The 13528-nt window shown below is 38.3% G+C and carries 14 protein-coding genes; 4 read left to right on the top strand and 10 right to left on the bottom strand.

Going from position 1 to position 13528, the window contains the following annotated elements; all coding sequences use genetic code 11:
• Positions 1-22 precede the first annotated feature (22 nt).
• Positions 23-622: a DNA-3-methyladenine glycosylase gene (locus tag AB1Z56_RS04010; RefSeq protein WP_309361204.1), complete on the top strand. Its 600-nt coding sequence runs from the start codon at positions 23-25 to the stop codon at positions 620-622.
• 81 nt (positions 623-703) lie between these two features.
• Here AB1Z56_RS04010 and AB1Z56_RS04005 read toward each other — a convergent pair whose 3' ends face one another.
• Entirely contained in the window at positions 704-1318 is a 615-nt protein-coding gene (locus AB1Z56_RS04005) for an SMI1/KNR4 family protein (protein ID WP_426791149.1), read from the bottom strand.
• Positions 1319-1539: 221 nt separating this feature from the next.
• On the opposite strand from AB1Z56_RS04005, the gene AB1Z56_RS04000 reads away from it, so the two are divergent.
• Positions 1540-2127 (top strand): hypothetical protein, encoded by a 588-nt coding sequence (locus AB1Z56_RS04000; protein ID WP_426791148.1) that lies wholly within the window; start codon positions 1540-1542, stop codon positions 2125-2127.
• Positions 2128-2157: 30 nt separating this feature from the next.
• Here AB1Z56_RS04000 and AB1Z56_RS03995 read toward each other — a convergent pair whose 3' ends face one another.
• The 4 genes from AB1Z56_RS03995 to AB1Z56_RS03980 form a co-directional block, all read right to left on the bottom strand.
• On the bottom strand, positions 2158-2616 hold the full coding sequence (locus tag AB1Z56_RS03995) for a hypothetical protein (protein ID WP_426791147.1): 459 nt from the start codon (positions 2614-2616) through the stop codon (positions 2158-2160).
• 33 nt (positions 2617-2649) lie between these two features.
• Positions 2650-3405 (bottom strand): hypothetical protein, encoded by a 756-nt coding sequence (locus AB1Z56_RS03990; RefSeq protein WP_426791146.1) that lies wholly within the window; start codon positions 3403-3405, stop codon positions 2650-2652.
• Positions 3406-3501: 96 nt separating this feature from the next.
• Positions 3502-4041 carry a hypothetical protein gene (locus AB1Z56_RS03985; RefSeq protein WP_309361214.1) on the bottom strand — a complete coding sequence of 180 codons (540 nt, stop codon included), beginning with the start codon at positions 4039-4041 and terminating at the stop codon, positions 3502-3504.
• Between the two features lie 61 nt (positions 4042-4102).
• A complete protein-coding gene (locus AB1Z56_RS03980) occupies positions 4103-4507 on the bottom strand; it encodes a hypothetical protein (RefSeq protein WP_426791145.1) in 405 nt (134 codons plus the stop codon).
• A 340-nt stretch (positions 4508-4847) separates the two neighbouring features.
• Here AB1Z56_RS03980 and AB1Z56_RS03975 point away from each other — a divergent pair, with 340 nt between their 5' ends.
• A complete protein-coding gene (locus AB1Z56_RS03975) occupies positions 4848-7520 on the top strand; it encodes a DEAD/DEAH box helicase family protein (RefSeq protein ID WP_426791144.1) in 2673 nt (890 codons plus the stop codon).
• A gap of 52 nt (positions 7521-7572) precedes the next feature.
• Here the strand turns inward: AB1Z56_RS03975 and AB1Z56_RS03970 are convergent, their stop codons facing one another.
• From AB1Z56_RS03970 to AB1Z56_RS03950, 5 genes are all read right to left on the bottom strand, one after another.
• Complete coding sequence (locus tag AB1Z56_RS03970) at positions 7573-8220, bottom strand: DNA alkylation repair protein (RefSeq protein WP_309361220.1); 648 nt, start codon at positions 8218-8220, stop codon at positions 7573-7575.
• A gap of 240 nt (positions 8221-8460) precedes the next feature.
• Complete coding sequence (locus AB1Z56_RS03965; protein ID WP_309361222.1) at positions 8461-9360, bottom strand: helix-turn-helix domain-containing protein; 900 nt, start codon at positions 9358-9360, stop codon at positions 8461-8463.
• A gap of 124 nt (positions 9361-9484) precedes the next feature.
• A complete protein-coding gene (locus AB1Z56_RS03960; RefSeq protein ID WP_426791143.1) occupies positions 9485-10345 on the bottom strand; it encodes an oxidoreductase in 861 nt (286 codons plus the stop codon).
• A 167-nt stretch (positions 10346-10512) separates the two neighbouring features.
• Positions 10513-11442 (bottom strand): alpha/beta hydrolase, encoded by a 930-nt coding sequence (locus AB1Z56_RS03955; RefSeq protein WP_309361226.1) that lies wholly within the window; start codon positions 11440-11442, stop codon positions 10513-10515.
• Positions 11443-11573: 131 nt separating this feature from the next.
• A complete protein-coding gene (locus tag AB1Z56_RS03950) occupies positions 11574-12170 on the bottom strand; it encodes a glutathione peroxidase (protein ID WP_309361228.1) in 597 nt (198 codons plus the stop codon).
• 413 nt (positions 12171-12583) lie between these two features.
• On the opposite strand from AB1Z56_RS03950, the gene AB1Z56_RS03945 reads away from it, so the two are divergent.
• Positions 12584-13405: an ATP-binding protein gene (locus AB1Z56_RS03945; RefSeq protein ID WP_426791142.1), complete on the top strand. Its 822-nt coding sequence runs from the start codon at positions 12584-12586 to the stop codon at positions 13403-13405.
• Positions 13406-13528: the final 123 nt, after the last annotated feature.

Raw genomic sequence — 13528 nt, 5'->3', positions numbered from 1 at the left:
GAGTCTTCTAGGGGTATAAATTATGAGTAAACTGCTTCAGTCATATTATAAGGACACTGATGTCCTATTTCTTGCAGAAGATCTGCTAGGTAAGATTCTCTATACGCAAAAAGATGGTTTGATAACAGCGGGCCGAATTGTCGAAACCGAAGCTTACTTTGGCATTTCGGATAAAGCATCGCATGCTTATAATGGCAAGAGAACATCGAGGACTGAATCGATGTACCGGGAAGGCGGAATAGCCTATGTATATTTATGTTATGGAATTCACCATCTTTTGAATATTGTCACATCAGTTGCAGAGGATCCGCAATGCGTTTTAATTAGAAGTATTGAACCGTTGGTTGGCATGGATGTAATGGCATTGCGAAGGCAAGTACCACCTGAAAAAACTTCCTTTTCGAATGGTCCGGGTTCTGCGGCGAAAGCTTTAGGAATTGATTCTTCGTTTAACGACATGTTACTGACCGGAGATAATATATGGGTTGAAGATCAAGGATTGAAATACAGCCCTTCGGAGATTGGAAAGGCACCGCGGATAGGTATTGCTTATGCTCAGGAGCATGCTGTGCTACCATTACGCTTTTTTGTAAAGAACAATAGGTATTCAAAAAAGGGATAGAACTGTATAGACAAAGATAAGAAGTGCACCATGAAACAAGGATTGGAGGAGTGGAATCCCATGAACGAAAATAATTAACAGCTAGATTTCGATTTTATTCAAACATTTGAAAGTCCTGGGCAAAGGCTGAATAGAGAATGGCAGAAATTCCTTGTACTGCTCCCCAGTAAGTTTTTCTATTGTTTCATCTAAAGAGTTACCAACTTTTCTAAATCCAATTCCCCTAAAATCGGTTAAATAGATATCGAATTCATGAGCTGATTCTGACTCATAATTCCAAAAAAGATATAAGCCATTGTCACTCGACGCAAATGGGAACAATACTTTCAGCAATGCGGGAGAACCATCTGGCTCTAAATCAAACCAGAAATCGTCATTGTTAACATCTTCTATGTAGGTTCTTTTAATTCCTTCTGCCCGCACAGAAAGTGAATCTCCATATTCTCCCATGGGCAAATATATATGGAATTCGCCCAAAGCTAATCCATATCCGTATTTCAATACAAATCTCTTATATGATTCAGGAAATCCCTTCCCATTTTGAAATTTAAAATCTTCTAGTTCTGCTGTTTCTCCAAACTCTGTCGGAGTTCCGATTATTCTTAATTTCATATTTACTGTTATCTGAATTTCCCTCTTAACGTTACACTGTATAATTGATGTATTTTTATCCTCAAAATAAAAAAACTTATTCAAATCCAGAGCAAGCTAATGATTAAATTTAATGTTCCTCTCATCCATTTTCGACTTGCCAATAAAAAAGTTCATAAACGAACAGGATCTGTGACTGGAATTCCAATTGGCCATTCGACTTGTTGATGTATGAAATAAATTAAAAATTGTTTTTTTATTCTTTGACTTTTTGCATATTAGCTCCTGATAAATTAACCTTTTTAAACGAGTAACAAATTATTACCATGGAAAGACCTTATGAAGGTATTGCAAACATTGAACAAATGCCAAATGGATATCAGATTATAATACCAGCAAAAAAACATTTACCTGTCATCATGTTTCTTAGTTTGTGGCTAGTCGCCTGGTTTGTAGGATTAAATTTTGTTGGTTCATCCATTTTAGTGGATTTTTATGATAACGGAAATAGCGGATTAGGATTTGGTAGTTTATTTACCATGGTTTGGTTAGTCTTCTGGATTGCAGGTGGCCTATTTGTGATTAAAACATTAATGTGGTGTTTGTTTGGAAAGGAAATTATCTTAATAGATCGCGAGCAAATAAGTATTACCAGAAAAAATGATATATTTTTTAGGAGTAAGGTATATGATCTAAGGGAAGCAAAGAATTTTCATGCTGAGGAAGAACCTTTTGAATTTGCTTTTTGGGGGCGCAGAAATGATTTGTCGCTGTTTAAAAATAGAGGTTCTATTCGATTTGAATACGGTTTTAAAACCATAAGGTTTGCTAATGATATGGATCAAGCTGAAGCAAACCACATCTTAGAAAGATTAAAATCATCAGGCTATCTGAATTCAATCAATTTTAATTAAATAATAAATAGGCAGACGAAAGATATTGTATTATTTCTGAATTTTCAGATGGGTTTTCCGTTTTTCTATTGCTTTTCTGAATACCACAAATTCTAAGATTGTGCAGGAAACATAAATAATTGAAAAGACTAACAACATTTTTAGCGGATCAAGAATCATATTATATTTATATATACCCGCCAAAATGTAAACGATCAGTAAGACCAAAAAAAGCGTCGGTATTCCCGAGAAAGTCAACAATGATAGTACTTTATGATTCCTAACTTTTTCGATGTGATTTAGGAAAAGTAGTAAAGAACACAAAGCCATTGCTACAAGATAGATCGTTGAGAAACCAAGATTGACCACAATATCCAAAATAACAATAATGCTCTCCAAAAAACCAGTCGGCGATGTATCTGTCTGCGCAATGATAAGTCTATATAAGGTAAAAAGCAATACACTTAGTAGTATATTAACTAGCCAGAATCTAAATATAATTTTTCCCATTTCTTCTTGTTTATACAAAAGAGTTTCCTTCAATTATTCCCACCATTTTTCAGACTCTTTTTTCTTCCCCATAGCAGCATCAATTTCTGTTTCACCAGCAATGCTCAGTATATAAGATTTCCAGCCGTTATCAAAATATTTAGAATTTGGAGAAAATTCTCCAGCTCCGATATCCAGATCCCCGCTAGCAGGAATTCTAAAATCACCCCAATTACATTTTTTTGAGACTTTCGTCTTATAGCTTGTCCAGGTCCCTTCAAAAGAATTATTATTAAAACCGTCTGCGTAATAATATAAAGTATTGTATTTTAATCGACTCGTTTTATCGATTAAATAACCAATTCTCATTGTTCCAAAAATAGACCCCGTTGAGGTCATTCCCCTATCTTCGTAAAATTTCACATCACAGATAGCTATGCCACTTGTATAGCCGACATACATATCGTCATCTTTCTCAATTGTCGCCTTTTTAATCATAAGAGTGCCTTTAAAAGGTCTTATCGTCCCCCTTACCCGAGTTTTCCCTTCAGCAATGTACTTATATCGGTTATCCGTAGCTTGCCTGATAGAAGTAAAATGAATATAAAATCGCTGGTAATCATCGCCTATGAAACCTATTGCTTCGGGTCTTGTGAGGATATTGCTATCATCAATGATCTCGATTTCAGTCGCCATTAAAATTGGAGAAATATCATAATTTTTAATTTCCCCAAAGAAATTATTGTCCGGTCCGATTTCTCCCTCCAGCCTCTGAGCTTTGTTCTTTGCCATAGTTTTCTCTTTTGCCACCTCTATTTTTCCTGTCTTATGGGGCTTATTGCCACAAGAATGCAGTGCGAAAGCAACACAAAAAAGTAATAAAATGCTCTTCATACAGATTATTGTCTACCTACTTACCATGGGTTCCAGACAATCACCTGGGACAAATTTATTGTTTTCTTCATCTATCAAGCAATCAATTTTCTTTGTTCTTGACTTGTACAACAATCTAAACCTTCGTGTTTTAAATTTTTCCTTTTTTTCAGGAGTAAAAACAAGCATATCGTTTTGTATCTTGTAACTTCCATTGACAAATTGCATTTTCCTTTCTTCCAAGAGAACATATCCACTCTTTGCTGCCGATTCTTTTTTGATTGGATCATAACTGTATGAAGTAATAACCATTCTGGCATTGTCGCCTGCCCAACCATATTCCAATAAATTCTCATTGACAAATAACAGCGAGTCCTTCTTTTCTTCGGTGTTATAAACAAAACAACTTTTTGAAGGGACGAGATCAAGATCCTCTATTTTTTTTGCCTCCGGCACACGTGTTGTATTCTCAATTTTTGGAAATGGAAAATCTGTTTTACCTGATTTTTTTTTCTGTCCGAAACATAAGATATGGGCCATGATCATTGGCACCAGAATAATAATTTTTCTCATATAATTTGATCTTTTTACAATTGTTGCTATTCCATGTTCCCTATGCTCATACTTTCCGGTCTTAACGCATACGTTTTAAAGATCGACCTTTTTTTATTGAAAAATAGATCAAAAAGACGGAAAAGCCTATAAATATTATTGTCTGAAAAGCAAACCGCATAGGCTGACTCTCCCACAATATTGTCGTCTCACCCCCAGTTCTGCTAAAATTCAAGCGATAAGCACCTTTGATTATTGCCTCGATTACGATAAAGATGCTCGAGCCTGCAAGTGTCAAAAGAAACATCAATAAACCAATCTCTACTATATGGGTACTTATGTACAACACATTATCCACCCGTCCCTTCCATACCCGATTTCTACAGACAAGGGCGATAATTGATGTTAACAACATCAAAACTGCTCCAACAATTAGAATAACAATTCCTACTAACAATATGATCGAGAACACCGCTATTATACTCATTAAGAAACCCTTTAGCTGTTTCTACAAAGGTATCACCTTATCCTTCAGGAATGATGTACGAATATAAAGTCTATCCCAGCGAATAATAACTGCTCTGCTATTCAATAAGCATAATAGTAAATAATCTAATGCCAAACCTTCAGCTTGCTCATGATTAACTTTTAATCAACAAACCACTTAGATTCAGTCCCATATCCAAAATTTATTCCAGAAGAAATAATCGATTATTATAACACTGATATTTGGGAGAAATAGAGGCACATCCAAAATTCTTTTGTGACGAACAGTAATTGTAGCCAAAATTATTATATTGGTATAAAATTTAAATTGTCCTAATCTATTGACTGGATATCCAAAAGCAATTAAGTTCAAATATTCATGGCGGAAGTACCAACTTCGCGTACTTGAAGAATTACAGGCGCATCTGAAGGATGGGCATTTACATGTGGTGGCTCCTCCCGGCTCTGGTAAGACTGTTTTAGGGCTTGAAGTTGCGATCCGCATTAATAAACCAACGCTAATTCTTGCACCGACACGCGCGATCCGTAATCAATGGATACAACGGTTCTGTGAACTTTTTCTTCAAACAGATACCGTCCCCGACTGGATATCTAAAGATATCCGAAATCCCAAATTTATGACGGTAGTGACCTATCAGGGACTGCATGCTGCATGCAATGATCAGAATGTAAGGGGGAATGATTCAAGCCTTGACCGTATTCTAGGGGGATTGCAATTACAGAAAATCGGTACAATCGTCCTCGATGAGGCCCATCATCTTAAAAATGAATGGTGGCACACGTTAATAAATATCAAAAAAAAACTGAAACCCATGGTTGTCGGCTTAACCGCGACCCCGCCTTACGATGTCACACCAACAGAATGGCAGCGCTATATAGATCTCAATGGACCTATAGATGCAGAAATTTCAGTCCCTGAGCTTATCATTGAGGGGGATCTATGTCCGCATCAGGATTATATCTATTTCACCTCCCCGACCCAAAAGGAAACACAGTTCATTAAAGATTACAGGGAAAGCATCCATAAGCTGTTTAAAGAAATAAGAAAGGACGAAATCGTGCTCCAGGCGATCCAAAAACATCCGATATGGCTGGACCCGATAGCTGATCTAGACTGGGTATATAATAACTTAAAATTTTACTCGGCTTGCTTAATTTTTCTACATGCCAACCAAATTCCCATTCCTGATCTCCATCTGGAGATCATTGGTGGCAAAGATTTCAAAATACCTGATCTGGATTATGAATGGATCGAAATTCTACTTGATTTTTATCTGCATCGGGAGAAGGTACATTTCAATGCGTTTGAAGAGCATCGAAATATACTGACAAATAGATTACAACGGCATGGTGCTCTTGAAAAAAAACAAGTGAACTTTTCCCAAAATAGTCGTATCAGACAATATTTAACGTCAAGTATCAGTAAAATGGAATCTATCAAGTCGATTGTGGATTTTGAATACGACAAATTGGGTAAAGATTTACGCTTGGTCATCCTCTCGGACTTCATACGGAAAGAATTTTATATAAACAGCACTCACAATGAACTTGAATTGAACAAAATAGGTGTTATCCCTATTTTCGAAAAATTAAGACGCGAAAATAAAAACAACAAGAAAATCGGGGTCCTTACAGGTTCCATAATCATTATTCCGGCTGACACTTATCCAGCATTTAAAACCACTTCAGCCAAATACGGTGTCTATGACACCTACGCTAGCCCTGTTCCTTTCGATACTAATTATCTTTCAATAAATCAGACAGAGGGGCTTCAACATGATATTGTCCACATTGTCACCCAACTATTTCAGGCAGGAGAAATCGAAATCTTACTGGGAACCAAGTCTTTGTTGGGCGAAGGCTGGGATGCTCCAGCAATCAATTCACTGATTCTAGCGAGTTTTGTAGGCTCATTTGTACTTTCCAACCAGATGCGTGGACGGGCGATCAGAGCCCAACTGGGTAATACGAACAAAACGGCAAACATATGGCATTTGGTGTGCGCTGATCCAACCTCTGCTACGGGTGGAGATGACCTTAAATTATTAAAACGACGTTTTAAAAGCTTTGTCGGCATCTCACTTCGTCAAGAACCTGAAATTGAGAATGGTATCGGCCGTTTTGATCTACCCGAAAATATAAACAACGTTAGGGAAATCTCAAGGAAAAACGCTGAAATGCTTGAATTTGCAGCCAATCGAAAGGATCTCAAGCAACGCTGGAACGTTGCGCTTAACAAAGGAGTGAATCTCGTAGAAGAGATCAAAATACCTTTTGAAGAAGAACAGGATTATCAACGCGTTAAAGCACTGTATCTCAACAAAACAATGAAAAACTTGTTAGTGACAGTGGCTGCAGCCTGGCTTAGCTTTGGACTTGATCATATACAAGGTTTTATTCGAGTACTAAAAAATATGCAGAGCTTGAGAGATCTTTACATTTACATGGCGGGCTTGGGAACAATCGGCATATTGCTTTTCGGTAGAAACACCATCAAATCGCTACGTATATATCTGAAATACAGAGACATTACCAAAGATCTAAAAAAAGTGAGCCATACCCTATTAGACGCCTTGCTAAAAGCGCATATCATACGTGCTGATCATGAGGAATTGCGGGTGGAAACGCAAGTCGATCGATCAGGGGCTGTTTACTGTCATCTGGAAGGAGGAACCACTTTTGACAAATCTATATTCATCAATGCGCTGTGCGAAATTATTGCACCGATCGACAATCCGCGCTATGTGATTGTCAGAAAAAACACTTTTGCTTTTTTTGTAAAGCAGGAAGATTATCATGCAGTGCCTGAAATTCTGGCGCGTAAAAAAGAGCTCGCCGAATATTTTAGCAATCAATGGAGACAACATGTAGGTAATTGCGATTTAATCTTTACAAGGTCTATTACAGGTAGAAAATTAATTTTAAAAGCCAGAGTAAAATCATTGGCCGCTCAATTGGAAGAAAAGTCACTACAGGTGAGCAAGTGGCGGTAATACTATCTGTTACCTCCCTGCTCAGCTTCATAGTCCTATTGCGAGAGAAAAATTATAGATTTCTTTTGTTACTTTCGATTGCAATAAACTCTGGCAAATACTCTGGAGTACAACCTTTGGACACCATCTTATCTCTGTAAAGACCTGTTTTTTCTCCAAGTGCTATGCAACGTTCTCGATACTTTTTGTCGTAAACTCCAATCCAGCCCGCCAAAAAATTCATTGCCCATTGAACTTCTGGCTCTTCTCGTTCAATTTTACTTTCTACTTCAGACAATAACTCAGTGTTGCTTGTCGGCGGTGTTTGGCCCATCCAACGCAAACGCCCTTGATAATACCAATAAGTTCGTCTTTTAAGTGGAGATTGGTTGTTTTTCCAATTCTCTATTAAGGAAAGGGTCTTTTTGTCTTTGGTAAGCTGGTTTGCCATCAACCAATCTATGAGCTGAAGTTTCTCTTTATCAAAATGTTGTTGACTAATCTCGTCGACTAAATTATCAATAACGCCCTCTGTAAGATGCTTTCTGTCCATAATTAGAATTGCCAGTTGTCGGGCGAAAAAACTTCGAGCTGACCAAAGTTCCATTGCTAATGGATGATCCTTTTTTATCTCTTTGGCAATCTTTCGCAAATCACCAAGTTTGGTATCCTTGGCAGTGATTTGTGTCAATATGTTTTCTGCTGTATATGAATGTTTCATTTACCTATATCTGTCATTAATGGATGCTACTTCGCCTTACTCCATGATTTTAGCTTCTATTTTTATTGTTTAAAAGATAAATCTACAGATTCTAATGCAGCTTTTAACACTGGTAGAGAACTTTTTCCAAAACCATGGAATTTCATTACCTCATTTTCGCTGCAGCTGGCCAACGGCTCCAATTTTAGCATATCATTGTTTTCCAGAGACCTCCTAGCTATTTTTTGATTATAAGGAATTTTAAGCCAGACTTTGCCCCGAATAAATTGAAATCTTTCTCCAATTATTGGGGGTATTTCCCGTCACTCGTTTAAAAAAGTTGTTAAAATAGGTAGGATATTCAAACCCCAAAGAATAAGCAATATCGGAAATACTCCAATCGGTATAATGCAAAAGCTCTTTGGCTTCGGAAGCGATTCTTTCTGTAATGAGATCTTTCGTAGTTTTTCCCGTAATTTCTTTAATAGACCGATTGAGATGATTGACATGGATATTCAGTCGCTCAGCAAAATCATTGGGATTTTTAATTGTTAATGGATACTTAGGATTATCGATCGGAAATTGGCGTTCTAAAAGATCCATAAACAGCCCTGATATCCTCGATGAAGCATTGCCTGTCGTAAAATAATTATCAGACGGCTGCATCTTATGAGCTTCGTGGATTATCAGATTGATATAGTTTCTGATTAATTCGTCTTTATAATGATAGTCAGAATCCTGTTCTTCTAGCATTTTTTCAAAGATCCCTTTTAGAAACTGATGAGAATGTTCCTCTAACGCAAAAACAGGCGTCCCTCCTACTTTAAAAAGAGGTGAATTATGTAAACTTTCTAAACGGTCGTTATTGCTGAGAAAACCTTCAGTAAAAATACAGGTATAACTATGGTGCTCTTCAGATTCAATTTCCCAGGAATACGGAATATGCGGTGTTCCAAAAAATAAAGTATAGCCTTTCACAACGACACTTTTATCTGCATAATGGATTGTACTATCTCCATGGTGAAGGCATATTTTATAAAAATCCTTACGGGAATACTCAGGTACTCCCCGAAATGATTCCTCCACCTTAAACACTCTAAAGCCCTTCAACCTAAGATTGATATCTTTGAGATCAGCCAAACTTTTTAATGAATTTTCCATTTGTCAAATATAAGAAAATCAAATAATCGCTGCTTACCTATCTCTAGAATGCCACCCTTGAAATTAAAAGCGTGCAGTTAAAAGGTTACCGCACGCTATTTGATCATCTATTTCGGATGATATACTAAAGTGCTTCCGCAGTGTTCTTCAATGCGCCTGGGATGGCCGTATTTTCGCCACGCCGACGCCACCGATCAAGATCACGGTTCCGAGACTGTACGGCGCCTTGCCATAAATTATATGCATCCTCTCCCAACATGAGACGTACAGGCGCGACATCACTTTCTACCATATCCACGACCAACTGCATGCCTTTGACCGGATCGCCCATCTGCTGGCCATTTTGTGTCCTATAGTATTCTTCCATACCCGCATGTAACGGCGCATAATCTTCAATACTACGGGCGGCTTTCATCGCTACACTGCTTGCAAATTCTGTGCGGAAAGCTCCGGGCTCAATCAGTGTTACACGTACACCAAAAGGTTTCACTTCATGGTGCAATGCCTCCGTAAAACCCTCCAACGCAAATTTTGAAGCATTGTAAAGCCCACTTCCCGGGAAAGCAACCAAACCGGCAATACTAGTAAGATTGAGGATATGTCCTGATTTTTGCCTCCGCATTTGTGGCAGTACATCGCGAGACAATTCAGCTGCAGCGAAGAAATTCAATTCCATTTGCGAACGAATCTGTTCGGAAGTAAACGCTTCCAACGCTCCATAAGAACCTGCTCCAGCGATATTAGCCAAAACATCAATACGACCAAAATGTGCTGTGGCAGATTTTAACGCCTCTCTACGTGCATCGGCATCTGTCACATCCAATTTAATGACCAATGCCTGCTCACCATACTCCATGGCAATTTCCTGTAGGGGCTCTAAACGCCGAGCGGCAAGTACCACACCGTCTCCTTTGGCCAATGCCAATGTAGCTAATTCTTTTCCAAAACCCGACGATGCGCCTGTTATGAACCAAACTTTATTCATTTCTTTTATTTTTGATACAACAAAGTTATGGACACCGACGCATTCACAATAAAGGTTTTCAAACAGATTTGTATGATTTTCAAACATACCCTTTTTATTATTCCCCCAGGAATCTATAGACATTTTAGCATAACCTTAGCTGGAGCTGCAATGAATTAATGTCGATTCTATCCTAGATTGTCTTGAAAGAATGGTATTAACTGTGCGATGGCTTCTGCTGTTGCGAAAGGTTTATCATATAGATCGTAATGACTTGCTCCAGCAACAATGTGCAATGTTTTATTTTTTGAAGCAGCTCGGCTGAATAGCTCGTAAGCATCACGATGAGAGCCAAATGCACCTGTCTTCTCTCCTGCTATAACCAACAAGGGCTGGGTGAGCAGATGCTCCGCCAGATGGAATGCATCAAAACCAAAAACTGGTGCCAAACCTGTAAAATATAACTTATTTGGAGATCCCGGATGTTGGGCTCTCGCTGTTGTGTAGTAGTCGACGGCTTCTACAATATCAATATCATTCAAGCCTGACTGTTTTCTTGCTTCTTCATTTTGAGGAATATAGGAGGTAATAAAAGCATCAGCTCCATTTGCCTCTGCAGTTCGTTGATTGGCTATCGCTTCTAATGTTTTGATCGCAGCATCAATACTATAATCTCCTTCGCGCATAATCCTTCCATAATTAGCAGCAACTACCGTGGCCACAGCTTTAAAACGTCGTTCGGTCATGGCCGCATTTGCGGCATATCCGCCACCGCCACAAATTCCCAACACACCAATTCTATTGTTGTCTACATACGAAAGTGTCGTCAAGTAATCTGCTGCACAGCGAAAGTCTTCTACCCGGGTCGCGGGATCTTCGAGAAACCGAACTTCACCTCCACTTTCTCCCTGATTAGATGCATCAAATGAAAGAGCTATAAAACCTGCTTCCGCCAAAGATTTTCCATAAATTGCACCAGACGTCTGTTCTTTGCAGCTGCTGATCGGATGAGCACATACGATTGCTGCATATTGTTTATGCTCATCAAAATCTGATGGAAACTGAAGCGTAGCCGCTACTGCCCAGTTTCTATTTTTAAATGTTACTTTTCGTGTCATGATATTTGTTCTTTAAATATGATAACACAAAGGTAGGGTGCATCAAAAGGCTAATTCTAAAGGAAATCAAACAGTTTTGTATGATTTTCAAATAATCAAATCGACCACTTTATAGTCCCGATAAATCGAAATCAATCTAGTAATTTTAAAATTTCAATATCCTCGGGTTCAGTTTTTGGAGAAAAATGTTTCATAAGCCTACCATTTTCATCGATTAAATATTTCTGAAAATTCCACAAGACAGCAGAACCTTCCACACCATTTAGGCTTTTATTGGTCAACCACTGATAGATAGGTGCCTGCTGCTTTCCTTTAACATCAACCTTTGTGGCCATCGGAAAAGTTACGCCGTAATTGCGCTGACAAAACGCAGCTATCTCTGCGTTCTTCCCAGGCTCTTGATCTAAAAAATCATTGGAAGGAAAACCAACGATGACCAACTTATCATTGAACCTTTTGTATAAACGTTCAAGTCCCTCATATTGCGGCGTAAATCCGCATTTGGAAGCCGTGTTTACAACGAGAATCTTTTTACCTTTAAATTGGGAAAAATCTATCGTTGCACCATCCAGACCCTGAACTTTGAAACTATATATCGTATCTGATTTTAAAGCTTTATCTATTTTAACGTTACCGTTAGTAAATAAATAATAAGCTACACCTCCGACAGCTGCCGCCACTATGAATAAAATTATAAGGAGCATTTTTTTACTTTTTTTATGAATCATCCCAATAGATCTAGACCGCAACCCTAACCACATTATGTTATTTGGGCCGACGTATATCTCCTTGCTTTATCATAAGCTGCATACGGTACCTACGTCGACCAAGACAGTACAAAGCAGAAAAGTATGGCGGTGTACCAACGAACTTTGCGATCAGCGTCCGCTACCATTAAAGGTACTAAAGAAAGGTTGAATTTGGAATAGTTAAAACTTGTCGTTCCATATACTTGAATTTTGTTTTCTCTTGACAAAGCAAACAATATGGGCTTAATTCTGTATATTACAAAGTCTTAGTACTCGATCTTCCCTTGAGTTCAACTATTTCTTTTTTTCATTTGGGGACAAAAAGTTCACTTGGGCAACCTTCATACAATACGAATAAATTAAACTTAATATAAACCTCAATTAGATTTTCTATGAAAATTACGTTCACATTTATCCTTATCATGTTTACTCAAACCCTATTTGGGCAGCGGTCTTTAACACCGCAGTGGCAATCGGACACCACCCTAAGATCGCCTGAATCCGTGTGGGTAGATTCCAAAAACAACGTACTCTATGTGTCAAATACGATCGCTTTTGAACCGAACACGACAGCTTTCATTAGCAAACTGGATATGGACGGAAAATTTATCAAAAGAGATTGGGTTACTGGACTTAATGCTGTTTTGGGCATAGGAATCTACAAAAACCGGCTCTACGCTGCAGAAGCATTTTCTAAATCCATTGCCGTAATCGATATGGAAAAAGCAAGCATCATTAAAAGAATTGCTATCGATGGTGCCGAGCTTCTCAACGACATTACTGTAGACGCCAAAGGGATTGTCTATGTGAGTGACACGCGACATGGAAAAATCTATCGTATTGAAAACGACATCCCTATGCTTTACGCCGAAAATCTCAAAGGTGCAAACGGGTTGCTGGCGGTAGGCAAAGACCTATATGTGCTGTCGGACGGAGCGCTTGTAAAGATAGACCAGGATAAAAAAAATACCATAATATCAAAAGGTATGGAGGGTGGTTTGGATGGCCTCGTGCAGATCAAACCTAATGAATTTATAGTTTCTGGCTGGCAAGGACTGATCTACCATGTCAAATCTGATGGTTCAAATACAGTATTACTTGACACACGGGATAAAAAGATAAGTGCGGCCGATATTGGCTACGACAAGTCTTCAGGTATGCTTTATGTACCTACCGTCAGAACAAATACCATTCAGGCTTACAAACTGGACTAGCTGATCTAATGACCAGCGTTGTTAATTAAGAAAAACAAAAAAACTGCAGTTTTATTAGCGATTCCCACCGGATGCCACGAAATCGCTAATAAAACTTTTTTGTTTTGAATAAAGACCCGAATT

The organism is Sphingobacterium sp. WOUb80 (genome assembly GCF_050058145.1).
GTDB lineage: Bacteria > Bacteroidota > Bacteroidia > Sphingobacteriales > Sphingobacteriaceae > Sphingobacterium.
Note: the sequence above shows the minus strand (reverse complement) of the source record. Positions and strands in the feature narration are given on the sequence as shown.

What these genes read in the sequence shown, in the direction of transcription:
- AB1Z56_RS03965 (WP_309361222.1), bottom strand. Translation starts at nt 9,360, where the DNA reads ATGGAAAATTCATTAAAAAGTTTGGCTGATCTCAAAGATATCAATCTT.
- AB1Z56_RS03985 (WP_309361214.1), bottom strand. Translation starts at nt 4,041, where the DNA reads ATGAGAAAAATTATTATTCTGGTGCCAATGATCATGGCCCATATCTTA.
- AB1Z56_RS03995 (WP_426791147.1), bottom strand. Translation starts at nt 2,616, where the DNA reads ATGGGAAAAATTATATTTAGATTCTGGCTAGTTAATATACTACTAAGT.
- AB1Z56_RS03945 (WP_426791142.1), top strand. Translation starts at nt 12,584, where the DNA reads ATGAAAATTACGTTCACATTTATCCTTATCATGTTTACTCAAACCCTA.
- AB1Z56_RS03970 (WP_309361220.1), bottom strand. Translation starts at nt 8,220, where the DNA reads ATGAAACATTCATATACAGCAGAAAACATATTGACACAAATCACTGCC.
- AB1Z56_RS04000 (WP_426791148.1), top strand. Translation starts at nt 1,540, where the DNA reads ATGGAAAGACCTTATGAAGGTATTGCAAACATTGAACAAATGCCAAAT.
- AB1Z56_RS03960 (WP_426791143.1), bottom strand. Translation starts at nt 10,345, where the DNA reads ATGAATAAAGTTTGGTTCATAACAGGCGCATCGTCGGGTTTTGGAAAA.
- AB1Z56_RS03955 (WP_309361226.1), bottom strand. Translation starts at nt 11,442, where the DNA reads ATGACACGAAAAGTAACATTTAAAAATAGAAACTGGGCAGTAGCGGCT.
- AB1Z56_RS03950 (WP_309361228.1), bottom strand. Translation starts at nt 12,170, where the DNA reads ATGATTCATAAAAAAAGTAAAAAAATGCTCCTTATAATTTTATTCATA.
- AB1Z56_RS04010 (WP_309361204.1), top strand. Translation starts at nt 23, where the DNA reads ATGAGTAAACTGCTTCAGTCATATTATAAGGACACTGATGTCCTATTT.
- AB1Z56_RS03980 (WP_426791145.1), bottom strand. Translation starts at nt 4,507, where the DNA reads ATGAGTATAATAGCGGTGTTCTCGATCATATTGTTAGTAGGAATTGTT.